This is a genomic window from Peribacillus sp. B65 (assembly GCF_058513295.1).
The window spans coordinates 2,296,660-2,322,934 of the sequence record NZ_CP195840.1 but is presented as its reverse complement, the minus strand read 5'-3'; the positions used below and the strand labels follow the sequence as shown (position 1 = coordinate 2,322,934).

Annotated in this window: 25 protein-coding genes, 1 tRNA gene and 1 riboswitch; of the genes, 3 read left to right on the top strand and 23 right to left on the bottom strand. The window is 43.5% G+C overall.

Annotation, left to right across the window (positions count from 1 at the left end; all coding sequences use genetic code 11):
* Positions 1–74: 74 nt before the first annotated feature.
* From ACSR9O_RS11375 to ACSR9O_RS11290, 18 genes are all read right to left on the bottom strand, one after another.
* A complete protein-coding gene (locus ACSR9O_RS11375; protein WP_101223883.1) occupies positions 75–1,193 on the bottom strand; it encodes a PRK06851 family protein in 1,119 nt (372 codons plus the stop codon).
* Positions 1,194–1,282: 89 nt separating this feature from the next.
* Positions 1,283–1,759, bottom strand: a complete 477-nt coding sequence (ybaK, locus tag ACSR9O_RS11370) for a Cys-tRNA(Pro) deacylase (protein ID WP_101223884.1) — start codon at positions 1,757–1,759, stop codon at positions 1,283–1,285.
* A gap of 97 nt (positions 1,760–1,856) precedes the next feature.
* Positions 1,857–3,401 carry a gluconokinase gene (gene gntK / locus ACSR9O_RS11365; RefSeq protein WP_230176087.1) on the bottom strand — a complete coding sequence of 515 codons (1,545 nt, stop codon included), beginning with the start codon at positions 3,399–3,401 and terminating at the stop codon, positions 1,857–1,859.
* A gap of 190 nt (positions 3,402–3,591) precedes the next feature.
* The gene (locus tag ACSR9O_RS11360; RefSeq protein ID WP_397315614.1) at positions 3,592–3,717 is read right to left on the bottom strand and encodes a hypothetical protein; all 126 of its coding nucleotides are present in this window, start codon (positions 3,715–3,717) and stop codon (positions 3,592–3,594) included.
* A complete protein-coding gene (locus tag ACSR9O_RS11355) occupies positions 3,714–3,842 on the bottom strand; it encodes a hypothetical protein (RefSeq protein ID WP_260358807.1) in 129 nt (42 codons plus the stop codon). Before ACSR9O_RS11355 ends, ACSR9O_RS11360 begins: the two co-directional genes overlap by 4 nt.
* Positions 3,843–4,121: 279 nt before the next feature.
* Positions 4,122–4,820, bottom strand: coding sequence for an ATP-binding protein (locus ACSR9O_RS11350; protein ID WP_491724417.1), 699 nt, complete (start codon positions 4,818–4,820; stop codon positions 4,122–4,124).
* Complete coding sequence (locus tag ACSR9O_RS11345; RefSeq protein WP_101223889.1) at positions 4,817–5,311, bottom strand: ECF transporter S component; 495 nt, start codon at positions 5,309–5,311, stop codon at positions 4,817–4,819. The genes ACSR9O_RS11350 and ACSR9O_RS11345 overlap by 4 nt, the downstream gene beginning before the upstream one ends.
* Positions 5,312–5,313: 2 nt before the next feature.
* Positions 5,314–5,898, bottom strand: coding sequence for a cob(I)yrinic acid a,c-diamide adenosyltransferase (locus ACSR9O_RS11340; RefSeq protein ID WP_101223890.1), 585 nt, complete (start codon positions 5,896–5,898; stop codon positions 5,314–5,316).
* Positions 5,899–5,912: 14 nt separating this feature from the next.
* Entirely contained in the window at positions 5,913–6,287 is a 375-nt protein-coding gene (locus tag ACSR9O_RS11335) for a bifunctional adenosylcobinamide kinase/adenosylcobinamide-phosphate guanylyltransferase (RefSeq protein WP_230176086.1), read from the bottom strand.
* A 5-nt stretch (positions 6,288–6,292) separates the two neighbouring features.
* Entirely contained in the window at positions 6,293–6,898 is a 606-nt protein-coding gene (locus tag ACSR9O_RS11330) for a histidine phosphatase family protein (protein WP_491724416.1), read from the bottom strand.
* A complete protein-coding gene (gene cobS / locus ACSR9O_RS11325) occupies positions 6,868–7,659 on the bottom strand; it encodes an adenosylcobinamide-GDP ribazoletransferase (protein ID WP_491724415.1) in 792 nt (263 codons plus the stop codon). Before cobS ends, ACSR9O_RS11330 begins: the two co-directional genes overlap by 31 nt.
* Positions 7,656–8,231: a bifunctional adenosylcobinamide kinase/adenosylcobinamide-phosphate guanylyltransferase gene (locus ACSR9O_RS11320; protein WP_491724414.1), complete on the bottom strand. Its 576-nt coding sequence runs from the start codon at positions 8,229–8,231 to the stop codon at positions 7,656–7,658. Before ACSR9O_RS11320 ends, cobS begins: the two co-directional genes overlap by 4 nt.
* The gene (gene cobD / locus ACSR9O_RS11315; protein WP_101223894.1) at positions 8,204–9,277 is read right to left on the bottom strand and encodes a threonine-phosphate decarboxylase CobD; all 1,074 of its coding nucleotides are present in this window, start codon (positions 9,275–9,277) and stop codon (positions 8,204–8,206) included. The genes ACSR9O_RS11320 and cobD overlap by 28 nt, the downstream gene beginning before the upstream one ends.
* Complete coding sequence (cbiB, locus tag ACSR9O_RS11310; protein WP_260358809.1) at positions 9,252–10,217, bottom strand: adenosylcobinamide-phosphate synthase CbiB; 966 nt, start codon at positions 10,215–10,217, stop codon at positions 9,252–9,254. The genes cobD and cbiB overlap by 26 nt, the downstream gene beginning before the upstream one ends.
* A complete protein-coding gene (locus tag ACSR9O_RS11305; protein ID WP_491724413.1) occupies positions 10,214–11,686 on the bottom strand; it encodes a heme ABC transporter ATP-binding protein in 1,473 nt (490 codons plus the stop codon). Before ACSR9O_RS11305 ends, cbiB begins: the two co-directional genes overlap by 4 nt.
* 6 nt (positions 11,687–11,692) lie before the next feature.
* On the bottom strand, positions 11,693–12,748 hold the full coding sequence (locus ACSR9O_RS11300; RefSeq protein ID WP_402943207.1) for a FecCD family ABC transporter permease: 1,056 nt from the start codon (positions 12,746–12,748) through the stop codon (positions 11,693–11,695).
* Positions 12,711–13,676, bottom strand: coding sequence for an ABC transporter substrate-binding protein (locus ACSR9O_RS11295; RefSeq protein WP_491724412.1), 966 nt, complete (start codon positions 13,674–13,676; stop codon positions 12,711–12,713). Before ACSR9O_RS11295 ends, ACSR9O_RS11300 begins: the two co-directional genes overlap by 38 nt.
* 164 nt (positions 13,677–13,840) lie before the next feature.
* Positions 13,841–14,015: riboswitch (cobalamin riboswitch) on the bottom strand.
* 86 nt (positions 14,016–14,101) lie between these two features.
* Complete coding sequence (locus ACSR9O_RS11290) at positions 14,102–14,950, bottom strand: polysaccharide deacetylase family protein (protein WP_452444719.1); 849 nt, start codon at positions 14,948–14,950, stop codon at positions 14,102–14,104.
* Positions 14,951–15,179: 229 nt separating this feature from the next.
* Here ACSR9O_RS11290 and ACSR9O_RS11285 point away from each other — a divergent pair.
* A tRNA-Arg gene (locus ACSR9O_RS11285) sits at positions 15,180–15,253 on the top strand.
* Between the two features lie 178 nt (positions 15,254–15,431).
* On the opposite strand, the gene ACSR9O_RS11280 is transcribed toward ACSR9O_RS11285, so the two are convergent.
* Positions 15,432–17,420: an acyltransferase family protein gene (locus ACSR9O_RS11280; protein WP_101223907.1), complete on the bottom strand. Its 1,989-nt coding sequence runs from the start codon at positions 17,418–17,420 to the stop codon at positions 15,432–15,434.
* 521 nt (positions 17,421–17,941) lie between these two features.
* Between ACSR9O_RS11280 and ACSR9O_RS11275 the strand changes: the two genes are divergently transcribed.
* Positions 17,942–18,106: a hypothetical protein gene (locus ACSR9O_RS11275; protein ID WP_156404392.1), complete on the top strand. Its 165-nt coding sequence runs from the start codon at positions 17,942–17,944 to the stop codon at positions 18,104–18,106.
* A 214-nt stretch (positions 18,107–18,320) separates the two neighbouring features.
* Here ACSR9O_RS11275 and ACSR9O_RS11270 read toward each other — a convergent pair whose 3' ends face one another.
* Complete coding sequence (locus ACSR9O_RS11270) at positions 18,321–20,513, bottom strand: DNA topoisomerase III (protein ID WP_491724411.1); 2,193 nt, start codon at positions 20,511–20,513, stop codon at positions 18,321–18,323.
* Between the two features lie 233 nt (positions 20,514–20,746).
* On the opposite strand from ACSR9O_RS11270, the gene ACSR9O_RS11265 reads away from it, so the two are divergent.
* Entirely contained in the window at positions 20,747–22,297 is a 1,551-nt protein-coding gene (locus ACSR9O_RS11265) for an ABC-F family ATP-binding cassette domain-containing protein (RefSeq protein WP_034316019.1), read from the top strand.
* A 106-nt stretch (positions 22,298–22,403) separates the two neighbouring features.
* Here the strand turns inward: ACSR9O_RS11265 and ACSR9O_RS11260 are convergent, their stop codons facing one another.
* Genes ACSR9O_RS11260 through ACSR9O_RS11250 form a run of 3 tightly spaced genes read right to left on the bottom strand, consistent with a single transcriptional unit; the run spans position 22,404 to position 26,150 of the window.
* Positions 22,404–23,591 (bottom strand): class I SAM-dependent methyltransferase, encoded by a 1,188-nt coding sequence (locus ACSR9O_RS11260; protein WP_260358814.1) that lies wholly within the window; start codon positions 23,589–23,591, stop codon positions 22,404–22,406.
* Positions 23,592–23,624: 33 nt separating this feature from the next.
* Positions 23,625–24,533, bottom strand: coding sequence for a phosphotransferase (locus ACSR9O_RS11255; RefSeq protein ID WP_260358815.1), 909 nt, complete (start codon positions 24,531–24,533; stop codon positions 23,625–23,627).
* A gap of 15 nt (positions 24,534–24,548) precedes the next feature.
* Positions 24,549–26,150 carry a DEAD/DEAH box helicase gene (locus ACSR9O_RS11250; protein WP_491724410.1) on the bottom strand — a complete coding sequence of 534 codons (1,602 nt, stop codon included), beginning with the start codon at positions 26,148–26,150 and terminating at the stop codon, positions 24,549–24,551.
* Positions 26,151–26,275 lie beyond the last annotated feature (125 nt).

Sequence of the window (26,275 nt, the reverse complement as noted above, 5' to 3'; positions counted from 1 at the left end):
ACTTCCGTCGTTAAAAAATCGTCTTATGTATATAAATAAACTGCACCTAATTAAAATAGGTGCAGTTTGTTTTCTTAATGCAGAATCGTTTGGCTATCGACATCTTGTGCCCGTTCAATGATCTGTTCTTGGATGTCTCTTTGAATGTCATCGATGGCTGTAAAGTCCATTGCTTTTACATAAATCTTTTCAAGTTCGTCATGCAGCTCTTTCGCCTTAGCCAGATTTGCTGTCGCTTCATTCATTTTTGTCCGGTACCTGGTGGAAACATCCTTTATCTGATCGGCATAAATTTCATCTGTTCCAGGCAGGATAGCTGTTTTATATATATCTATGATTTCATCACCTTCACAACTCGGGAAATATTCATGCGGTGATGTGCTGTCAAAAATGGCGATCCCTACCTCCCGGACGATTACCATGTCCAAGCTATGAGGATCGAATCCGCAATGATATACTTCCACATCAAAGCCCCTTTGCTCCGCAGCCTTTGCAATCTTCTTCAGCATCGTTGATTTACCGGAACCTGGACGTCCCTTTAAAAAGTACCGTTTTTGTATTCCCTCAGTAATATTGGGGATGAAATCAACTGCACCCTTTGGTGTAGCTGCCCCTAAGAATCGGTGACGAACATCCGACTTCTTATTAAGAGTTATATCTCTATAAAAGCCTTCTATCAATTTATTGGTCAACCCATTCAATTTAGCGAAATCAATATTTGCTTTATAAATGTCTTCCCATTCATCATGTATCTTCAATGCTTCAGCAAATAGGGCATATGCCTTCTCGAAACTCTTGCTTCTCGCATTCGTCAATCTTATGATGGCCGCTCTTTCAGAAGCCAGCTGCTGGGAATTCCACGCAGCCCCTAGATTGACATATTCCTCAATGGCCCCAGGTGCCTTCGGCTCAATCACATGCGGCGCGGTCCCATCCACGAGTCCGATTTTCAAAGCAGGAATGATCACTCCATCAATGGAATCATTATCGGACGAACAATGTAAATACTCGATGTCATAGTCTTTATCCAGCCATTCTTGGCCGATTTTTTTCATAATGGTCGATTTACCGGAACCAGGTCCGCCTTTTAAAATGAACAATCTTTCCAGACCTGCCAAATTGGAATCATATAAACTATAAAAACCTTTAGCCGTATTGCCTCCTGCGAAATAATGCATCTCTTTTCCTGTCACTTTCACACTCTCCCTCACAATACAGATGTGATCTTCAAGACAGCGTATGCAGAAATGAACTAATAGGTGAATGCCTACAGGTTAACAGTCTATTTTATTAGGGCAGCAGATTCCGCTTGTGTGACCTCCAGGAATTCTGACGGTTTTAACACGATCTGTGTACCGATCTTTCCTCCGCTTACGATGATTTCAGGCAGGTTTGCTGCACTTTCGTCAATAAAGGTCGGGTATTGCTTTTTCATTCCGATCGGGGAACAGCCTCCCCGAATGTACCCTGTGTATTTTTGCAGATCTTTAACCGCAAGCATTTCAATTTTTTTTGCACCTGCGGCCTTCGCTGCTTTTTTCAAGTCCAGTTCGGTGGCTACAGGAATGACAAATACGTAAAGCTGCTGCGGTCCGTTATGGGTAACAAGCGTTTTAAAAACGGTTTCTGGCGCTTTTCCAATTTTGTCCGCAACAGTGATCCCATCGATTTTTCCGTCGCGGGCATCATAACTCATCATGCCATACTCTATACGTTTGTTATCAAGAATTCGCATTGCATTCGTTTTACTGGCTCCCATTGGAAATTCCCCTTATCGTTTTCTTCCATCTTACCATTTTAATTACCAGGCAAAAAGAAAAGCACAGTGCCTGATGCATCTGTGCTTTCACTAAAGATCATTCTAAATGACGTCTTTGGAAATCAGCGATTCTCTTGTAGTCGCCTTCCAATTGCCTGCTCACGGATAAATAAATAGACATTAATTCTTCATATACTTTAACGTTCTCTTCGATCGGGATAAGTTCATTTGTTTCACCAACCATACCTTCAACCTCATCAAGGCTTTGGATTTCGCCTAAAGCATATAATCCAAGAACGGCTGCACCTAAGCTTGAACTCTCGAAGCTTTCAGGAATTGTCACGTTTTGATTGAATATGTCAGCCATAATTTGGCGCCAGAGCTTTGAGCGGACAAATCCGCCGCTTGCATGGATCTTCTCGGGGGCACCCGTCAATTCCTTAACAGCAAGAAGGACACTGTACAAGTTATACATCACACCCTCCAGCACTGCCCGGACCATATGGTCACGAGTGTGATGAAGCGCCAGTCCGAAGAAGGAGCCCCTTGCATCGGCACTCCATAATGGTGCCCGTTCCCCTGCCATATACGGATGGAATATCAACCCATCAGAACCAGGTGCAATATTGGAAGCCATATCCGTCAGAATCTCATAGGAGTCCTGTCCTGAAGCCTTCGCTTTTTCGATTTCCACACGGCCCAATTGATCGCGTGCCCATCGGAAGGTGATTCCCCCATTGTTGACCGGTCCGCCGATTACCCAATGATTCTCAGTAAGGGCATAGCAGAATGTCCTGCCTTTCGGATCGGTAAGCGGTCGGTCACTGACGGTCCTTACCGCACCGCTCGTTCCGATTGTCACTGCCAGAACGCCTGGCTTGATTGCGTTTTGCCCTAAGTTGGCAAGCACACCATCACTCGCGCCAATCACAAACGGGGTACCAGCCTGAATATTCATTTTTGCAGCTAATTCCTCACTTATGCCTGAGAGGATATGCGTTGTAGGGACAAGCATCGGCAGCTTTTCAGCCCCAATTCCAGCAATGGTGAGTGCCTCTTCATCCCACTTCAGGTCATTCATGTTGAACATGCCCGTTGCAGAAGCGAGTGAATAATCCATCACATACTCATTGAAGAATTTATAGATGATGTATTCTTTAATTCCTATAAATTTGTCCGTTTCGTTAAAAATCCCGGGATGCTCATTTTTTAACCACATTATTTTCGTGATTGGGGACATCGGGTGAATGGGTGTTCCGGTCCTGTGATACAATTGCATCCCCTGTTCCGAAGCCTTCAGTTTCTTCGCATAGGCAACACTTCGATTATCAGCCCATGTAATGCTATTTGTCAGCGGTCTGCCGTCTTTACCCATGGCGATCAAGCTATGCATCGCCGAACTGAACGATATCAAGCCCAGTTCTTGCTTTTCTATCCCGCTTGCAATCATAACCTCGCCTATAGCAATGATGACCGCTTTATAAATTTCTTCGGGATCTTGTTCCGCCACGGAAGGGGTTGGACTGTGTAGAGGATATCCCCTCGAACAAGATTGGACAACCTCCCCCCCTTTTGAAAAAAGAACAACCTTCGTACTCGTCGTACCAATATCTATCCCCATCATATAACCTGAATGCCCCATATTTACAACATGCTCCTTTCTCTTAAACAATTGAATTCAATAGTAAGATTAGGATAAGTGAAACGACTGATATAATCGTTTCCATAACCGTACAAGACTTTAACCTTTGTGCGCCTGTCAAATTAAATCTTTAGCGACATGGATCATAAACTGCAACGGCTTCATCCATCCCGCTCGTGATCAATACAATTTAAAATGCACTGCACGCCCCGATAACCAAGATGATGGACGCAGTTGGGACGAGGCAGGCGGTCATGAATTGGATTAGTTCTTCTTTATTAAACCCTCTAGCGCATCCTAATGCCACAGAAATCATGGAGGCGATGATTGCCTTTCCAATGAAGGCATTCCAATCAATTCATATGAATCTTCTGCAAACAAAGCACCAAAAGCCTCGATCAACAATAAAAAGACCGGCATTGCCATCATCTTTCCAAGCATGTTACCTAAACCGAAAATGAGTGCCAACTAACGAAGAGTATTACCTATCCCTATCTGAACAGCATCTGCAACATCCGGAATATCCATACCTGCGATAATCCAAAATGATGGAAGCGAGAAGTAACGCAATAAATGGGGACCATTTCGCCTTGGCTATGATAACGATCAAGAGCAAACCATTGTTATGGCTAACAATCAATAAAAGTAGATCTTAATGAAAAAAGCATCGAACCCGTTCATTGAGAACTAAACTCGATGCCTGATTCAGTCATGAGAACATCATTCTCCATTGAAAAGAGGACCGGATATGTGCTTGATTTCTTTCTCCAGATGTTCAGGATAGGCAATGAGGAAGCAGGTGGATGGTCCTGATGATTTTTCGATATCGACTTTATCACTTATATGCACAGAAACACCTTCACCACTTTGATCCAGGTGCTTCCATTCATATGCTATCCCTTTTGAGCCGACCGGAAGTGCCTGAACGTCTTCCATTTCACATAGGATTTTATATAAAGATAATGGCGCGACCCAATCTTGCTGTTCCATTACTTCTTCTCCAACGAGCGGCCTGCCGATCAAAGCGATTTTCCGTGAAGGATGCTGCTTTTTAACACGTTCGTTCACTCGCTTACCAATCACCATAAGACCAAGTGCTGATTGAAGAAGCGGCATATTACTTTCTGTGCTGCCAGTAATCGGAAGGTCCTCCATTCCCAATTCACCCAGCCCCTTTTTGACACCCCTGGTCAAGTCCCCCCAGGCTTCATCACCGCAGAAATTATTTAGAACGACTGATACGGGTCTTCCGCCAACTCCCAAACACTCCATGACGGCAACCCGAAAGGAATAATAGCCAACGACCTCATAAGGGACATGGACAAGGTCCTTTTCCTTCAGCCCGATACCGCCGCTATTATCACTAGAAACAATCAATGAATCTGATTCTGAAAATGGCAAAATCAACGAATCACTCATTCTACGAATCCATCTTTAAAAAGCATCTTTTTCAAAACAGGCTCCAAGCGTGGCAGTAAAAGGGCAGCCAATACTACATTTACCGCAGTCGCTGCCGTTAATCCCGGAACCAATAACGTGTAAAAACCAGGGCTGATCAGAAATGCGAAAGGCAGGGCTAAAACGAAGGCATTACCGATAAAGAAGAGGAAAAATGCGCCTACTTTTTTTCCGTGTATATATAAAATGCCAAACATCCATACCAGGACTGCCATTTCGACCATGATCAAAAAGTGGAATGGCCCAAGCGGCATGCCGCCGATGAACGCTGAAATGATATGACCAAGCCCAGCTACTATAGCACCCGATACCGGGCCAAGTATGACAGCAGCCAAAAGGGCCGGAAAACTATCCAAAGCGATGCTCCCTATCGGTGAAGGGATTTTAATCATTGCCCCTACTGCCGATAAGGCAATGAATATAGCGGTTGCACTAATTTTTCTTACGTCCATGTTTACTCTTTTTCCTTTCTTTTCCCTCCACGGAACACATTTGCGCTGCGGATATATTCCACATCTTTCACACCAACACGGAAATTGATCACACGTGCAACAGCAAAGAAGTAATCCGACAAACGATTTAAATATTGAAGTGATAATGGTGAAACAGCCGCACCCGACTTGATCAATGAAACGACCAATCGTTCTGCCCTTCTTGTAACGGTTCGGGCAATATGAATGGTTGCAGCCGCTTTTGAGCCACCAGGCAGGATAAACTTTTCCAATTCCGGCGCTTCAAGTATGAAGGCATCTATCCGTTCTTCCAAATAGGTAATGGCCTCATCCGTCAGCTTTTGTGGGGCCTTCTCGGAAACGGTTGCCAAATCACCGCCGCAGTCAAACAACTCATGCTGGATTTTCTCTAGGTCGGCCAGTATATCCTTAAATATCGCTGGATCCAATTCTGTCACCGCTAGACCGATATAGCTATTAACTTCATCAACCGTACCATAAGACTCGACACGGATGTCATCCTTGTCAAGCCGACCTCCGATTACGCTTGTTTGGCCCTTATCCCCTGTACGTGTATAAATTTTCATCCCAATTACCTCCTCTACTTTATTCGCTGGTCAATTCCATACCAGATGATATCAACGCGCCTTGATATGGATGCTACATCTTGAAAGACCCATCCGCAGGCATCGCGCCATCTGCGATCTCTTGCTTCCATCGGCACTATGCCTTTGGTGATATCTGAACCGATCACAATGCAGTTACGGTCATCTCTTTCTTTCTCCCATATTCGCCAATCAGCCATGATTTCCTTCCACTTTTTTCGAATCGAATTAGAATCCATCTTTTCTGCATCTTGTTGAATCCATGCATCCAACCCTTGCAATACAACAGTCTTGCCTTGAAAATCAATCATTTCCGGCTCTTCTTTTCGATAACCGGATAGCCAAAGGACATCATTTTCCAAACCATACAATTGCTTTACCCATTTAGTTTTGCCATTATAGGCGCCTCCTGTAACAAAGTGCAGCGTTCTCCCCTCCTTAAGCTGTTCCGGTCTTCCCATATCAGCTCATATCCCCTGCCATGGGAAATCCTCCAATCAAAAAAAGACTTCTCCTGCGGGGCATAGCGAACCAATAAATCACGGATTACCCCTCCATGCGTCAATATGGCAAACCGGCTCTCCTTACAGGCAATCAATTCGTTCCAGCCCTTATTAACACGCTCGGAAAATGCCGGATAACTTTCACCCCCAGGCACCAGTGCCTCCATGGGACGTTCCAGCCAATTAAGATAATCTCCATCTGCCTTCAACTCATGATACGTCCGTCCTTCCCAATAGCCGAAGTTCATCTCACGGAACGAAGGGTTTTTGATCGGAACTGCATCTGGAAACAGAAGTCGTGCAGTTTCCACACAGCGGGGCAAATCGCTGCTGTGAATTTTTTCATACTGTGGGTAAGAACCCCTTAAGTCCAATATTTCCTTTTCTCCTTCGGTACTTAATGGAGAATCCGTCCAGCCTAAATAGGCCCTTCGCTCATTTGCTACTGTCAGCCCATGGCGAAGTAGTGTAATAGCCACAATATCAACCATAACCAAAGCTCAACCCCTTCCATGGACGCCCCCAGCACATCCCCCGTTATCCCACCGAACCAACTGATGACTTTACGTTTTATATAAACCAGGAAAATCATTGCAGCCAGGCACATGATGAAAAATAAGGTGACAAGCTTAAAATCGATTGTCCAGGCAATCGCCAGACTTACAAGGAGATATAGCCAATAAATGGGCAAACTGCTTTTCGTTACTGCACTTTGAAAAAAAGCGCCGAGCCCCTCTTTTTTAGCCAGCGGCATCCGGATGAGTAAATAACCCATCACACATTTACTTAAGAGCGGAAGGGCTATGATCAAGAAGTATGTCCATTCATTTATCCTTTCGACAATTTCATAGATAAATAGAAACCGGGCGGCCAATAGGACTATGACGGAGATGACACCGAAGGCACCTGTCCTGGAATCCTTCATGATTTCCAAACGCCGCTCTTTATCCTGATAGGAAAAAAAAGCATCACTTGCATCGATCCAGCCATCAAGATGCAAACCACCCGTTAATGCCATCGTCAAAAACCAGAGGAAAAAGGCAATCGCAAGCGATGACAATGGGGTCCATTCCACTAGTGCATACAAAACACCGCCCAATATCAAGCCTAGCAAAAGACCTACTAATGGAAAGGTTTGAATGGCACGGTGAATATATTTCTTCTCCATCGGAAGCTGCTTCTTTATTGGAAAGACCGTAAAGAACTGCAGGTTAATTAAAAATCCGACCACTCCGCTCATTCCTGCATGCCCCCTTTCTTCCGCAATGGAATTCCCGCTTCGACAAGATAGGCTTCATCGGCCTGCCCGACGATCGTTTGATGAAGCAGGCCCAGTGTTTTTCCGTATAAATGGAGGAAATCATCCTGGAAAATCGGCTCCTGCACCAATTCATTGCTCACGACTATTAAACAATTGGATTGTTTTCTAATCTCATTGATTCCGGTTATTATTTTTGAAAAAACGCTATTTAAGAATTCTTCTTCAAGCGGAATGCCAGGGCCGAATAGCTCGTTATCAAGCAGGGTTGTCAGACAATCGAGCAGAATTATGGAATCCTGATCAATATCCGCCCCTATTCTTGTAATATCCGTTGCGTATTCGGAGGTCTTCCACGCAATCGGGCTGCTTTCCCTATCTTTCCGGTGCCTAAGGATGCGTTCACCCATCTCAGCGTCACTGACTCGGCCACAGGCGAGGTAATGCAAGTTCCCATCCATCTGGAGTGCATACTCCAAGGCTTTTCTTTCTGCGAAGCTGCTTTTTCCTGAACGGACACCCCCGGTTATAAAACAGAGCCTTGCTTTCTCCACTGTCTTACCCCCTCCATCAGTGCTTCGTTATCATGTTCACTCTTCACTGCAAACCGAAGCCACACTCCGTCCAAACCCGGAAAATTATTGGTATGGCGCGGTACGATTCCTTTTTTCAGCAAAAAGGGGAAAAGGGATAGAGATTCATCCTTCACCAAATAAAAATTGACTGTGCTAGCAGAGACATTCAACCCTTGCTCCTCATAAAACCGGAATAGTTTTTGCTTTTGCCATGCAATATAGTCTCTTGTTTTTCTCATATAGGCTTCTTCCGCAAGACAGATTTTCCCCACTTCAAGCGCCACGTGGTTGACGCTCCAATGCGGCTTATAGTTTCTTACGCGTTTTATGATGTCAGGCGCCGCAAGCAAGTAGCCTAGTCTTAAACCCGGGATTGCAAAGATTTTAGTCATTGATCTTAGAATGAGTAAATGTGGAAATGCATTGATTAAAGAAGCATAACTAAAGGCATCTTCCGTAAAATCATAAAAAGCCTCATCCAATACAACCAGGCAATCCGCTTTTTGGCATTCCATGATCAATTCCCTGACTGCATCCCGATTAAATGAAACACCCGTCGGATTATTAGGCGTACATAAGAAAATTGCATCATATTCGGGTAATCGGGGAATCAATCGCTCCAAGTCCAATTGCCACTCAGGAGCATCAAGCTGGTGAAAATCGACCTTACATCCTGCTGCCAAACAAGCTTCAGCATATTCCGCAAATGCCGGCTGAATGATCAGCACCCTTTGATTGGCTAATCCGTTGGCTACCAGCATGATTATTTCAGCACCACCGTTCCCCACCAAAACGGATTGCTCAGGAAGAGCTTCTTTTTTTGCAATGGATTTTGTCAGTTCAATGGCATGCGGATCTGGGTATTGAAGGATTCCTTCGAAAAATCCAGCCCACTGTTCCTTTATGCGTAAAGGCGGACCCAATGGGTTGATGTTAGCACTGAAGTCGAGAACCCCTTCAGGCATCTCGATTTTCAGCGCTTCATAAAGATAATGAGGATTAGAGCCATGAGAAGGTAATGTCAAGAATAAGCCCCCCTAGCCATAGCATCAGCAGAAATAGAAAAGATGACCGATGCATGATGGTAATCGTTTTTGGTATATGTTTTGCTTCCAATCGAACAAGCGGAACTCCCATCCTCGCACGGTCGGAAACAATTCCTTTGTACATATTACGGCCTCCAAGCTGTATTCCCAAAATCGCAGCAACGCCTGCTTCACACCACCCGCTATTCGGGCTTGGATGTTTTTTTGCGTCATTGAATAATATCTTCCATCTAGCACCAAATCCATGATAGCGGGACTTTGAGCTCAGTAACATCAGGAAACCGGTGAGGCGGCTGGGAATCCAATTCACGATATCATCGAGCTTGGCTGAAGCCCAGCCGAATTGCCCATATTTATCATTTTTGTACCCTACCATGGAATCGCATGTATTAATCGCCCTATACACCATAGCGAGCGGCGCACCGCCAATAGCTGCCCAAAACATCGGGGCTGTAATCCCATCGCTGGTATTTTCCGCTACAGTTTCCACGGTGCCCCTGACGACTTCGGATTCATCAAGATCAGCCGTATCACGGCCCACGATATAGGAAAGCTTTAGTCTCGCTTCAGGAAAATCGCGTTCATTAAGCGGAAGGCAAACATCCATCCCAGCTTGCTTCAAGCCCTTCTGAGCTATCGTAGTAGAAATGACAGCAGCTTCCCAAAGGATACCTGCAAGCGGATGGATTAGATAAGCCAAATAGACGGTAAGACCCGTAATCAATAACACCGCCGATAAGACGATGATCAACATGAAGAGTCCATTCCGTTTCTTATATGCCCCTTTATTGAATGCCAGATCCAGCTTGCTTATCATCGTTCCTATCCATTTGACTGGATGCGGCCAATTTGGCGGATCACCGATTAATAGATCAAGGAAAAATGCCAGCGTAACCGCAAAAAGATGATGATAGATCATAAATCCTCAATCCGTTTCCGATTATTCTTTAATGCTTCCACTGTACAATCATATACACCGCGACTGATCAGCTTCCCTAACGGAGTAATGGTGCCTGCATATTGAAGCTTTGCCCCTCTTTGCGCAGCCGCAATTAAAATGCTGTCAGTCGACGTTCCTGTTGCACATGTATTTGTCAGCTTATCCAGTACATGCAAATCATGAAGGGCTTTTACTTTTGCCTCGGTAGCAGTAACTATGCTGTGGATGAAAGCCTCTTCTGCCAAATGACCATTTACGAATATCCATGTATTTATCGTTCCCGGAGCGGAACTCCAAGAGTGCCGGTCAGCTAAGGAAGCGTCGATGGCATTTCCTACACCAGCCGTCACGATAATGAAAACAGAGAAATCTTCAGCTCTTAAAAGCTTGAAAGCAACCGTATCGAGAAAGACAGCTGTCATCATCCCTACCGTCTCCTGAGGTTCAAAACCATGAGCCTTTAAATACTCGGCCATTTCAACATGATGATCCTCGCAGTCATAGCCATGATGTACGTGCCTATTCACAAAATATTTATGCCAGCCCGTCCCCGAACCAGTCACTCCGGAAGACATCGTTCTAAGCGGGATCGGCGAATCCAATTGAATCATCTCAGGTCCGACTGTCAGATAGGATTCATCAATTTCCAATGGAATAGTATCATGGCCATGCTTTTCCGGAACGATGAACATCTGCGGTTTCGGAAGGGCGGGATGTGGATGTTTTTCGATCGTCGTATGATATACACCCTGAATCCGTTCCTGTTGAAGCACTTCATTCGGCACATCAACAACCTGAATTTTCCCTTTCTCAAGCAACATCAGCCGATCACAATATAACCCAGCCAAATTCAGGTCATGGAAAATTGAAATAACGGTCAAGTTCTGCTCTTTTGCCATTTTCCTCATTAAATCAAGAAGGTCTTTTTGATAGGAAAGATCCAAGTGATTCGTAGGTTCATCCAAAAAAAGGATTTCGGGTTCTTGGGCAAGTGCCTGTGCCAGCAGGACCCGCTGCCTCTCCCCTCCTGATAATCGTTCAAAATGCAGATCTGGAAAATCGGCTACGCCCGTTTGTTCCATAACCCGTTGGACAATCGCTTCATCATCTGCGGACCAACTATGGAACCAACCTGATTGATGGGCATATCGCCCAAGCGAGACCGTCTCTTTTACTGTATAGGAGAAAGCTAATGAGGAATGTTGAGGGAGCACAGCAATGACCTGTGCAAGTTGTTTGGACGAATAATCCTTCAAATCCCTACCTCTTATCCGTACGCTTCCGCCCTTATAATCGAGCACCCCGCTAAGCATACCTAAGAGCGTCGTTTTTCCGCTGCCATTAGGCCCAAGAATCCCGAATAATTCTCCTTTATGTACATCAAAAGAGACAGAGTCCAAAACAGCTTTGTTGTCATATCCACCTGTTAACCCTTTAACTTCAAGCATTCGTTTTTACCCTTCTCTCCGTCTCTTTAATAAAATCAGCGCAAATGCAGGTGCCCCGATAAGTGAGGTGATAACCCCGATCGGCAGTTCCGATGGGGCAATGACCGTCCGTGCTACAAAGTCTGCCAAAATTAAAAATCCGCTTCCTATCAGCAATGACAGCGGAAGCAAATGTTTATGATCAGGTCCCCATATCTTTCGGACAAAATGAGGAATGACCAATCCTACAAAGCCAATCGCCCCTGAAACGGCTACCGCTGCCCCTGTCAATGTCGAACCGGCTATCAAGATCCACATTTTCCGCCGCTTAACATTCACACCTAAGTGTTTTGCCCGGTCTTCCCCGAAAGTCATCGCATTCAATTCGCTTGTATTCATGATCAAGATCAACGAACCAATGATAAAAAACGGCAAAATGATTGCAATATAATTCCATCCGCGCATTGAAACGCTTCCCATCAGCCAGCCGATGATTTGTCTTAATTCATCACCCGTCAGCGCAATCATCAATGAAATGAAGGCACTTAAAAACGAGCTGAAAATGATTCCCGTTAAAATGATCGTTTCCACTTTCATCGATCGATCCATTTTTTTTGCAAAAGTCAATACGCAGAGCATCGTGAGCACTGAGCATAAAATGCTCAATGCCGGAAGAGTGTATAAACCGATGAACGGCAGTGATATATTCAAGAATATTGTCAATACGGCGCCGACCGATGCTCCTGATGAAATACCTAATGTGTAAGGATCAGCGAGCGGGTTCCGGAGCAGCCCCTGAAATGCCGCACCCGCAATCGCCAGCGATGCCCCGACCAACCCCGCAAGCAACACACGCGGCAAGCGGATGTTCATCACGATATTCGTCAGCATCACATCCGGATCAGCGGAAATCGGCAAATGAAAGATCTCCTTGCCGATTATTTGTAAAAGTACGGGAATCGGTACTGACACCGAACCAAAGGAAATGCCTACCGTCATTGCGAATAACAAAATTAAAAACGCAATCAAATAGGCAAACGTCCATTTAGTTGTTAAATTGGTTCGGATAGACTGATTTGGCAAGTTCCTCTACTCCCTCTATCAAGCGTGGACCGGAACGGGTCACCAAGTCAGAATGGACATCAAAGACTTGGCCATTCTTAACAGCATTTACGTCTTGCCATCCTTTTCGGCCCTTCACTTCATTTGCTGAATCTTTCGTATAATAACCATAAGTTGTAATGATGACATCAGGATTTGCAGCAATCATCGACTCTTCATCAATCTTTGCCCAACCGTCCAAGTCAGCAGCAGCATTATCCGCTGAAATAATAGTAAGCATCTCATTCATGAAAGTATTTTTTCCCGGTGTGTATATTTCCGGTGAAGGCGAAACTTCCACTAAAACGGTCTTCCTATCCTCTTCCTTTACGGATTTGGCTTTTTCCTCGATATCCTTAAGCTTCGTTTTCATATCCGCAACGATTTCGTTTGCCTTGTCATGTTCACCCGTTGCCTGTCCAATCATTTCAATAGACTCATAGACTTGGTCAAAGCTTTGTGCATCATTGACTACGAGGACATCTATTCCAGCATCCTTAAGCTGCTGTAAACCCTCATTCGAATTATGGGCACTTGATGCATGGGCAAGAACAAGGTCAGGCTTCATGGAGACAATCAGCTCCGTGTTCATTTCCATTCCACCAACTTTTTCAATTTCTTTCGTTTCTTCCGGGTAATTATCATTATCGGAAACACCAATGACCTTTTTACCCAAACCAAGTGCAAAGACCACTTCCGTATTACTTGGTATTAACGAAACGATTTTCTTCGGTTTTTCTTCTATCGTTACTTTTTCCCCAGTTGCATCTTTAATCGTAATCGGGAAAGCTTCGTGTTGAGCATGTTTCGTTTGCTGCTTTTCTTTTCCTTCATCAGTAGCTCCACCGCAGCCGACCATCATGCCTGCAGTAAGCAACATCAACAATATCAGACCAAAAATTTTCTTCATTTTCATTCCCCACAATCTTTTTATTTAATTTCTTTCACCCAATAATCCCGGAAGATGCCCCCAAAACAAAAAGCACCTCCCGTTAAACGGAAGGTGCTTGTATGGCAACAATATCACTACGGACTTCTTAGGGTCTGCCACACACCTTCCCATCCGCGTAGGTTACAGGTGTACGAGTTTTGGCAGGTCTCCTGGCTCATGGTCATCGTCGACGGCACCTTCCCATATTTCATACAGTGGTACACAGCCGTCAGCTCCCATATACAGTGGCGGGACCGCGCTGGCATTTCACCAGCTTCCCTTTTAAGTCATTACGACACCAAATCGTTCATATGTATATAATTTTCATTGCCTTCATTATACACCATGTAAGAATCGATTATTATATGATTTTTCTGAACAGGTTCGAAATGACCCTTCCACGCTCAATGATTTGAAGCATTTTCAATCAATGACGCAAACCCATCGACTGATAAACCGGGTGAAATCCGAACTCGATGCAGGGCATGCATCCCTTGTTCCCTTGAAGCTCCCCCAGGTTCGGTAGTGACTGCCATCTTGTATCCGGCTTCATCTGACAGCCTGAGAGTCTCTTCGTTATACCGGCCAACCGGATAGGAAAGCACTGTCGTGTCCTGGTCGAGAATACGGTCGAATAGCTTCTTAGACTGGACCATTTCAGCCTCTTGCTGCTCTGCCGTCATGCGGTTCAGCTCCAAATGGTTGATAGTATGGCTTTCGATCGAAATCCCATTCCTGCTCATCTCCATCATTTGATTTTCAGTCAGGTGATGACCTTTATCAATGGACTTCCCGATCATGAAGACAGTTGCTTTCATATCATTTTCTTTTAATATCGGGAAAGCCTCCGTGAAGTTATCTGTATAGCCATCATCAAAAGTAAGCCAGACACACTTCTCACTTGGCATCCGATTCTCGGTTAAAACGAGGAATGCCTCTTCAGGAGATAATGTATAGTAGCCATTCTCCCGAAGCCAAGCCATCTGTGACCGGAATTCCTCACTTGGAACCCGAAGGCGATTACCTTCAGAAATGCTGTGATACATCAAGATTGGAAGCTGGACGGCGGGCTCGGCCGTTATCCAGTCTCCCGTATCGATCTGGCCCTCCAATTCCTGCCCTGCCCCATTATCCGCCGCTTCGACCACTTCGATGTCATCTTCCGCAATCGGTGCAGCTGTCTTTGTGCCTATACCTTCTAAAATCTCTTGTGAGCATGCAGGTAAAATCAAAATCCCCAGCAATGCAACCATCCTTAATACTCTATATTTCCCCACTATCATTCTCCTAATTTTTTTATAGTAAAATAGTACCAGAAAACTAGTGATTAATAAAGTATTCCATTAAATGAAAAAAAGGGAAAGATGAGAGCTTAGTGACCTGTTAAGCATTTATGAGGATTTTTTTTAATAAGTATGTGCTATTAGCTTGAAAAGTTTGCCTATAAGAAATATAATAAATAAGTCGTCGACTTTTTTATATGTCCCAGTAGCTCAGCAGGATAGAGCGACAGCCTCCTAAGCTGTAGGTCGTAGGTTCGATTCCTATCTGGGACGCTAACTAAAAACCCTGTTACAATGCGGTTCTTCCGCGTAGTAACAGGGTTTTTTCTGTGATTTATGGGGCGGTTAGACAAGTTCATAAAAAAAAAATCCGAGCCCTGTAAAACACAGAACTCAGATTTTTCATATAAAGATAACCAATAGACCCAAACAAAACTCCCTTTAGCTATACTTACTTTCTATCTAAGCCTATCTCGTTGATTTTTTCATCAAAAATAGGTCCGAAACTTTCAGAATAAGTATTCGTTAAATGTCTATTGTCCCGGTAAATTATAACATTACCAATAATGGGCTGAAATTCACCGTTCACTTTAAAGTAATCTGTTAAGTCAATTTTATGCAATGATTTATTCTCTTTTTCAAATTGTCTCCAAAAGCTTTCGTCTTTCTGATTATCTACTGAATTCATTTTTTTTGTTGTTTCTTCTATTCCATGTGTTTCTAATGATTCCAGTACATTAAAACTATATCTTGGATCATCACGAACCGCTAACACTTCAATACCATATTCATCTTTAACATACTGCAGCTGATCAACCATCTGTTGTTGTATTTTATTATTGGGCGTATCAGAAGCTGTGGCGTGAGAAATGACAAGATCTACATCTGCATCCTTTAGATAATCGAGAACATTATTGACCCAGATACCTTTCAAATCATCATCCGTATAACCTGTTGAAAAACGTGTACCTGAACGGGTCATATTCAATACACGATAATTATCATCTTTTGTAGCTTTTAATATGGCACCTAACCAATGCTCTGAATGGGAACTGCCGATCAGGGCAATTGTAGCATCGTAATTTTCAGTTTCGCCATATTCCCCAATTTTCAAGTCACTTTCCTTCAACCCTTGGTTACTGCCGTCCAAATGCGATTGTGGTAAATCATCAAAGACTTCAGAATATGATGGAATTGGTTCCTGATCAGGTATATCATCAGGGTTTTTTACCGCTAACGCTCCTGGATAATTTTTATCGTTTATATTATTTTCCAGCCTATTTTTATCTATATATACTCCAATTAAAAGCGATGCAATCAAGAGTACATTCACACTGCCCATTATCCCGAGTCTCTTGAATGAGAATTTGTTGTCCTTTGAGCTTCGGATTGGTTCTTCTATATATCGAGTCATTAAAAAAGAAAGGGCAATTGATGAAATGATAATAAGAGTTCCGACGATGAATCCTGGAGTTTCTTGGACATTATAACGATAGAACTCCAATAATACCCAATGCCACAAGTAGATACCAAAAGCGATTCCACCTAGCTTCACCATTACAGGTGAACCTAAAAAGCGTTTGACACCATATTTTGTATCGCGTGTACCAGACAAAACAATGAATAATGCGCAGGTCATTGGCCATAAGGCAATATAACCCGGAAACATTTCAGATACATTGAAAACTATTCCCGTTAAAATTAAACCGATTAATCCAAGCCACCCTATCACTGTTGCTATATATTTATTTACCTTAATTGATGATAAATTGATACAGAGCAAACTGCCTAAAGCAAATTCCCACACACGTGTCATCGTTATGAAATAAGCCCATGGCTGATTGACAGAGGTTAAATATATGGAATATATAAAAGAAGAAACAAATAATATTCCTAAAATCGTATTAATTAATGTTTTAACTTTAGTTAATTTATATTTTTTTATTAAAAATAAAATCAAAGTGAATAATAAAAACCAAATTATATAAAATTGTCCCTGTATAGACAAAGCCCAAAAGTGTTCAACAGGTGTTTTCATTTGACTGGAATCTAAATAATCCGTGCTCGAAAAAGCAAGTTGCCAGTTTTGATAGAAAAACATGGAGGCAAATACTTCATGTATAGTTTTATCTAAAATTGATTTAGGTAATAAAAACCAACTTAAAACCAGAACAATTGCAAGAATAAAAAATACAGAAGGAAGTAATCTTTTCATTAATTTGGTGACATATGGAAGAAAACGAAATTCCCCTGTTCGATTAATTGTGGAAACAATTGAAGTAGTAATAAGAAAACCTGAAATTACAAAGAAGACATCAACCCCGCCAGAAACACGATTAAGCCATATATGATAAACCGCCACCAGCAGTGCGGCAACAACACGTAACCCTTCGATTTCGGGTCTGAACTTACTCTCAGTATTAATTAATTTTTGATTCATTTGATTCTATCTCCTACCTTTTGTCATGCATACAATTTAAAATTATATCACTTTACAATAATGATTTGTCAACATAGTAGAAAAGGTTCTTTAATTTTCACAAGTACGGATTTTTTTCCAACTTTTCAACCAAGGCCCCTTACAGAAAATGTCGTTGCCTGGGCACGAAGCCTACAGCAGAACTTTACTTTATGAAAAAACGTCAGTCCACCATGGGGCATTATGGATATTTGGAAGCAGACGCAAACTCGGCATGTTACAACTTGTTATTCAGAAACATAATCATGTTTTTTTAAAAATATATGTTTTATCCTGTCCCATCCGGGTATATGAATACTGTAAGACATTCTCACCAAAGGAGATGATAGTGCATGATGAGTACAATCAGAAGCCAATGGAACAAAGAGAATGACGCAGCGGTGTTTAGTCCCGGTGATCAGCGTTAGAGTCAATTGAAGAGATGGATGATAATCAAATATGGGAATTACTAGTCTTCTCATCCAAAGGAGGAGGATACGATCATGAGTATTTACAGCCTATGGAATCCAGAGAATGATGAAGCAATTTTCAGTCCGGGTGATCAGAAGCCATTCAGTACGCTCATACGAGTAGATTCGGATAAACACACACACACTGACAAAACACTTGAATATGAATTACATGGCACCGTACTGAATGAAATTTAACAGATGCAGGATATATGGAAAGGGATGGAGCGAGCGCTCCATCCCTTTCTGCCGTCTTTTTCTTTTATACCAATTTTGCGTTCATAAAGCTGCAACCTTGTTGTCTGGAAAGACGGGCCTGCCGACAAGGAAATTTCCCCATACCTGCTCCATGCAATTAACTCCATAAAAAAGAGCCCTTCACCTTGGAACTAAAAGTGAAGGACTCTTTCCTTTATTTATCGAATTTCAGTTTTGCCAAGGCATCCGCGAATGCAGTATTGATCGGCTCTTCTTTATTTTGCTTTTTCATATAATTGGATACTTCATTTTTGGATACTTTTTGATTTTTATTTTGCCCTCTTCGTTTATTGTAAGAAGAAAGCTTTTCGTGAAAACCGCATTTACAGGTGAATGTCTGTGCTTCTCCTTGACCGCGCATTTCCATCTTTTTGTGACATTGTGGGCATCTGGCATTTGTTACACGTGAAACACTTTTTTTGTGGCCGCATTCACGATCTTGGCAGACGAGCATTTTACCCTTTTTACTATTCACTTCTAGCATCAGCTTGCCGCAATCAGGGCATTTCGTTCCTGACACGTTATCATGCTTGAATTTTTGGTCACTATTTTTGATTTCAAAAACGATATTTTTGGCATAAGCGCGCATATCGCCGATGAAGGCCTGTTTTGGAAGCTTCCCTTTTGCTATCGCAGTTAACTTTTGCTCCCATTGGGCTGTCAAAGCTGGAGATCGCAAGTCTTCAGGTGCCAATTGAAGAAGTTGTTTTCCTTTCGAGGTAACATGAAGGCCCTTTCCTCTCTTCTCGATCAGGAAGCTATTGAACAATTTTTCAATAACGTCAGCCCGCGTTGCCACAGTTCCAATCCCGCCAGTTTCACCAAGAGTCTTGATGAGCTCTTTGCTTTCCCCTGCCATGAAACGTGCAGGATTCTCCATCGCCGAAAGAAGCGACCCTTCATTGAATGGTTCCGGCGGTTTCGTTTCACCCTCTGTTTGTTTCACAGTCGAAATGGTTAAACTGTCACCTTTTTGAACATTCGGAAGAAGTTGCTCAGCAAGGCCATCCTTAGCTTCTTCCTCATCGAATTGGTGATCATAGACTTCCTTCCATCCTGATTTCAGGACGACCTTCCCTTTTGCCATGAACGTTTCCTGCCCCATTTTTGCGGTGATGGTCGTTTGTTCATATTCAAAAGGAGGCATCAATACAGCAAGGAACCTTTTAACGACCAAATCATAGATTTTCAATTCTTTGTCGCTCAGTTTTCCCGGCAGCGGCGTTTGCTCAGTGGGGATGATTGCATGGTGATCAGAAACCTTGCTATCGTCCACGAACGATTTATTGGTTTTAATCGGGCTGCGCAGAATCCTAGATGCATACTGGGCATATGGTTTAATGCTTACAGCCTGTAATCTTTCTTTTAGCGTATCAACCAAATCCGTTGATAAAAAGCGTGAATCCGTCCTTGGATAAGTCAAGACCTTATGGCTTTCATATAAGCGCTGCATGATCGATAACGTCTCTTTCGCCGAATAGCCGAATTTCTTATTGGCGTCCCGTTGAAGTTCTGTTAGATCATATAATGAAGGGGCAAAACTTTTCTTATGTGCCTTGTTCACTTCAACCACTTCTGCACTTTTCCCCTTAACGGCTGCAAGAACCTCTTCTGCCTTGGTTTTATCGAATGTGCGGATATCTTTTGATTGGGCATCTTGCCAGATCAGGCGCAAATTGGATTCTGCAATTGCCGAAACGCCATAAAATTTATTAGGCTGGAACTGTTTTATTTCTTCTTCTTTTTTTGCAATCATCGCAAGTGTCGGCGTTTGGACCCTCCCGCAGGATAACTGGGCATTATGCTTCGTTGTTAGGGCACGTGTCGCGTTCATCCCAACGATCCAGTCCGCTTCCGCCCTTGCTACAGCAGAGGCAAATAGGTTTTCATACTCCTTGCCATCCTTCAGATTTTTGAATCCATCTTTGATCGCTTTATCCGTTACAGAGGAAATCCAAAGCCGTTTGACCGGCTTCTTCACATTCGCTTTTTCGAGAATCCAGCGTGCAACAAGTTCCCCTTCACGGCCTGCATCCGTTGCAATGATGACATCCTTGACATCATTGCGATTTAATTGTGTTTTAACCGATTGAAATTGTTTGCCTGATTGCTTGATCACGACCAATTTCAAAGCAGGCGGCAGCATGGGCAGGTCCTCAAGGCGCCAAGTTTTATATTTTTCATCATAAGATTCCGGATCTGCATGGGTGACCAAATGACCTAGTGCCCAAGTGACGATATACTGATCGCCTTCAAAAAAGCCATTACCCTTTTTCCCGCAATTCAGTACTTTTGCTATATCTCTGCCGACCGAAGGTTTCTCGGCCAGTACGACTGTTTTACTCATAATAACATCCTTTCGCTTTTAAACTGGTTCCTCTATTATCTCATATAATTTAAGACAGGGCGATAATGCACGGCATGGCATTGGATCCATTGGTTCACATTAAGGATTACCCTTCGAGGGGCTCCCTGTACCCACATATATGTAAATTAATAGATTAGATAGCATTCCCGTGCAGATTTTAGTATGATGAAACGTAGGGATTTTTTCAAATTAATTGGGAGGTTCAATATAAAATGAGCTTACTTTCTATAGATAAATTAGCACACAGCTTTGGCGACCGTACCTTATTCAAGGATGTCTCGTTCCGCCTGATGGCCGGCGAACATGTTGGTCTGGTCGGGGCAAATGGTGTCGGGAAATCAACGATGATGAATATCATTACAGGGCAACTTATCCATGATGATGGCCGGGTCGAATGGACACCTGGTGTCGAATATGGCTATCTTGATCAACATACGATACTTTCAAAGGGTAAATCGATTCGCGACGTCTTACGGGATGCATACCTACCTTTATTCGAGCAGGAAAAAGCACTGAATGAAGTTACAGAGAAAATGGGTACTGCCACTCCGGAGGAACTTGAAGAACTCTTGGAACAAATGGGTGAAATCCAGGACAAGCTGGAAGCCGGCGGTTTTTACAATCTGGATATTAAAATTGAAGAAGCGGCACGCGGTTTAGGGTTGGATGCAATCGGTTTGGACCGTGATGTCTCTGCCCTAAGCGGCGGACAACGGACAAAGGTTTTACTAGCCAAGCTACTTTTGGAACAGCCTGAAGTACTGCTCCTTGATGAACCGACGAACTACTTGGATGTGGAGCATATCCGCTGGCTGAGCAGCTACTTAAAGGAATATCCTAATGCATTCTTATTAATTTCGCATGATACCGAGTTCATGAACGGCGTCGTCGACGTCATCTTCCATCTTGAATTTTCTAAATTGACCCGTTACACGGCAACTTATGAAAAATTCCTTGAGCTGGCTGAATTGAATAAAAACCAACATATTAATGCCTATGAAAAACAGCGCGAATTCATTAAAAAGCAAGAAGATTTCATTGCAAAGAATAAAGCACGCTATTCAACGACCGGACGGGCAAAGAGCCGTCAAAAGCAATTGAATCGCATGGAACGCATCGATCGTCCGGAAACTGCAATGAAACCTACCTTTGACTTTAAAGAGTCACGTGCGAGCAGCCGTTATGTCTTTGAAGGTGAAGATCTGGAAATCGGATATGACCGCCCATTGCTTCCGAAGTTGTCCATGACCATCGAGCGGGGAGAAAAAATTGCCGTGGTCGGCTGTAACGGAGTTGGTAAATCCACTCTATTAAAAACGATTTTGGGTAAAATCGATCCTCTAGGCGGTAAAAGATCACTTGGCGATTTCCTTTTTTCTTCGTATTTTGAACAAGAAGTGAAAGCAGGCGATACGACGCCGATCGATGAAGTATGGAATGCATTTCCGCATCTGGACCAACCGCAGGTACGTGCGATTCTTGCCCGTGTCGGTTTGAAAAATGAGCACATTACACGTCCGATGAGCCATCTAAGCGGTGGAGAACAAGCTAAAGTGCGCCTATGTAAACTCATGCTTACCGAAAGCAATTGGCTGTTATTCGATGAACCGACGAACCATTTGGATGTCGTTGCAAAAGAAGAACTGAAACGTGCATTGAAAGAGTATAAAGGAACGATTGTCCTTGTATGCCATGAACCTGATTTCTATGAAGATTGGGTAACCAAGGTATGGGATGTAGAGGAATGGTCGGCACAAAATTAATTTTTTCGGGGATGTCGCGGAACGCGGCATCCCCTTTATTATGGAATAAATAAAAAGCTGACTGAAAGGGCTCCTTCAGTCAGCTTTCATTTCCTCATCATGCAGCTTAAACACGTTCCGCCACCAAGGTATATGTTTTTGGAAGCCCAATATCATGGATTTTATGATTCGGTTCTTCCTCGAGTACTTTAATAACCAGCCCTGATTGACCTATTGACGTTATAAGTTCCCCGATTGTCCATTTACGCTGTACAACTCTTGAAAGGCTCCCTTTTTCCTCATCCGGCATATGCTTCGAAAAAGCAACCTCATTGTTTTCGATTGCCGGAGCGAAATAGTTGCCTGTGACTTTGTGTTTTTTACCATTTGAAGTAATGAGCTTTGTTGAAATCGGGTGAAATTCATGCAGTACGAATCGGCCTCCAGGTTTCAGCATCATTTTAATTTTTTCAAATAACGGCTGCAGATCTATTAAGTAGTGAAGCACACCGAGCTCCATTAAAACCAAATCCTGATTCCCTGATACATGCTCGGATGATAGTGAAAGGACATCCGAAACGATATACTCGATGGAGGCATTGGCACCACTTGCCAGCTCATTTGCAAACATTGCATTTTCCTGGGAAAAATCAACAACTTTCACTTCAGCTCCCAACATGGCAAGGGCAACTGCTTTGACACCGTTCGATCCCATCAAATGAGTGATTTTTTTGCCGGATATTTCCCCCATATATTTATAAAAAGGGTGCAGTCTCCATTTTGGGTTCTGTTTGATTTTTGATGCCAATTCAACGGGATCTCCATAACGATTGACAAGCGCTAAATAATTATTCTGGTTCCACGCCTGTTCATTTTCCGCTGTGAACCCCTTCTGCTCTGCTGATAAGTAAGCATGAATCTCGGCACTGAACTTTCTCATTTCTTCTTCGTATAAATAACTGTATAACGACCTGCACCAAACCTCCATATCCCCCATCTTTATGGATAAACGATAAGGGTCCGTTTTAATGGTCGTGTTAAACCGGCAGCGAACAGTGACAGAAATCCCCTCGACATCCATTAGAAAGAATGCAGTCTCAGGACTTCTTTCAGGCTTTGTTGGCGCGTATTCGGAAAAAAGATCCAAAGCCTCATTAAAGACATCCCATTGTACATCCATGTCGATTTTCTTATAATCATCGATATCCACTCCTTGTACGAAAAGAGCAGATCGACCTGAATATTGGTAGGGAATATTAGCTTGATCCAATATGTTCGCCATTAATGTGATTGTTTGATAATAACTTGCCTTCATATGTACCTCCTAAACATCAAAAGAGCATGACAATTATTCTTCTATAGCAAATTCCAAACCGGTACTCGTAATGGCAATCAGCTCTTCATCGTGGCGATCTATGCCATAAACGAGTAATGTAACAAGCATATATATGGCTCTGAACCGGGCTAGGCTCTCTGTTTCCTTTTCGATTTCACCATAGATTTCAAAAAAAACCCTGCGCACCTCTTTTGGGAAATAACTGTATAAAAAGGAGAAATCAATGGCTGGATTCCCGATATGAACATCTCCCCAATCAATAACACCTGCGAGAACGCCTTCGTCATCAAGTAAAACATTCCGGATATGAATGTCTCCGTGAACGAGTGAAATCGGATGCTGAACGTCCAATTCACCTAAGGTTTCTACAAAATCCTTAACTGCATGCGCATGTTCAAAGTATCCTAGGTTTATTAGATTCGAGACATTTTCCATAAGTGATTTCTTTCGATAGGGTACATCAAGCCTCATCATCCCATCAGGCTGCACACCCAAACGCATAGCCCTTTCGACAGGGAAACTGTGAAGAACCTTCAAAAAGCGGGCAAATCTTTTTGCCGATTCGACCTTATTTGCTTTTGTTCCTTCTACAGGCAAGTGTCCCTTCACCATTTTATAACCGGTAAAAGGATAAGGATACAAAGTGCTTGGTTTCCCAAAAAAGATTGGTTCAGGGATAGCAAGCGGAAAAGTGCCTGCAATGGAAGGCAAAAGCTGATTTTCCACTTGAATCAACGTAACTGCAATAGGGCGGCGGGGAAAACGGAATACAAATTGCCCATTGATTTGTATGACCGTGTTATCGAAACCCTCCCCAAGTTGCTTGATCTCTTTCAACTCAATTTCCGGAAACTGCAGCATGATCAATTTCCCTGCCAGATCCAGAGAAACTGGATATTCTGCCAACCAAGGCTTGTTCACTCCCGTCTCCCCCTTTTACCGGTTTCTCCCTCTATTGGGGCTGCTGCCAGATCCACCTCTGCGATTACTCGCCCCTTGTGTACTAGTTGATCTACGGCTGTCTCTTTGACCTCCTCGTGGATTGTCACGCTTTTGTCCACGGCTGTCTTCCGAGCGGCCACTCCGCGGATTCTCTCGCCTTGGTCCACGGCTGTTTTCCGAACGGCCTCCCCGTGAATCCTCACGTATAGGTCCGCGGCCGTTTTCCGAACGAACTCCCCGTGAATCCTCACGTATAGGCCCGCGGCTGTTTTCCATCCGGCCTCCACGTGGTTTCTCCCTCTCGGCTTCACGATTGTCCGCTTGATTTACAGAACGGTGACTGCCCCGATTCGGTCCTCTCGTATCTATCCGTTCCCGATGTTTCCTTCCCCCTCCCGAACGCGGGCGGCGGGTACCCTCATCGGAAGAGTCATCATGACGCTTCCTTTTTTGCCTCACCTCATCGGGTTGGAACATTTTCACTCCTTCAATCGTCCTTCTTTCGATTTTCATGGATATCCCTTTTTCAATATCGCTTAAAAGCTGAAGATCCTTCGTTGCTATGAAGGTTACAGCCAAGCCGTTCTCACCCGCTCTGCCCGTCCGGCCAATTCGGTGGATGTAACTTTCTGCATCCTCGGGAACATCATAATTAAACACATGGGTCACGCCTTCTACATCAAGCCCTCGTGCAGCAACGTCCGTTGCCACTAAATATTGAAGCTTTGCGTCTCTGAAGTTTTTCATCACACGTTCCCGCTTTGCCTGTGAAAGGTCACCATGAAGCTCTTCAGAATTGAATCCAGCTGCCTTCAGGGCATCATTCAAAACCGAAACACGCCGTTTTGTACGGCAAAATATGATCGCAAGGTATGGCTGTTCTTCTTTGATCATGTTGATTAATGAAGATTGTTTGGCACGATCGGTCGTCTCGATGACAAGCTGCCTGATTTTCTCGACCGTTACTTGCTCTGCCTTCACAGCGGCAGTTAATGGTTTAGTCATGTAGCGTTTTGCCAATTGATGCACCTGTTCAGGCATCGTTGCTGAAAAGAGCAGCGTTTGGCGCTCATCTGGAAGCTGTCCCATGATCTCTTCCACTTCTGGTAAAAACCCAATATGAAGCATTTGATCAGCTTCATCAAGCACAAGTGTTTGAGTTTGTGAGAGATCAATGGTGCCTCTTCGTAAATGATCTAATAACCTTCCTGGCGTGGCGACCACCACGGAGATGTTTCTTGTCAGCTTTTTCATTTGCTGCTCGACATCCTGTCCGCCATAAACTGCAAGCACTTGAAGTCCCTCGATTTCATCAGCGAATTTTTTCAATTCAGCAGTTATTTGCAAAGCCAATTCCCTGGTTGGCGTGACGATCAATGATTGTATGTGGGATGCGGCGGGATCGACCTTTTCCAAGATTGGCAGCAAAAATGCCAAAGTCTTCCCCGTTCCCGTCTGCGCCTTCGCGATGACATCCCTTCCAGCAAGGATATCTGGTATCGATTTCTCCTGAATCGGGGTAGGGGCGGATATTCCTATTTGCTTTAATATTTTATTAATCGCCGGGCTGACGCCAAGGTCGATGAATTCTGTCATGTATGGGCCTACTTTCTGAATTTCTTCATTTAATTGACTGATAAATCCACTTTAATGGTAACAGCTTCGTTCACTTCATGTCATTATCCTTAGTCTAAGCTATTTGTTAGTATATCATTATCTAT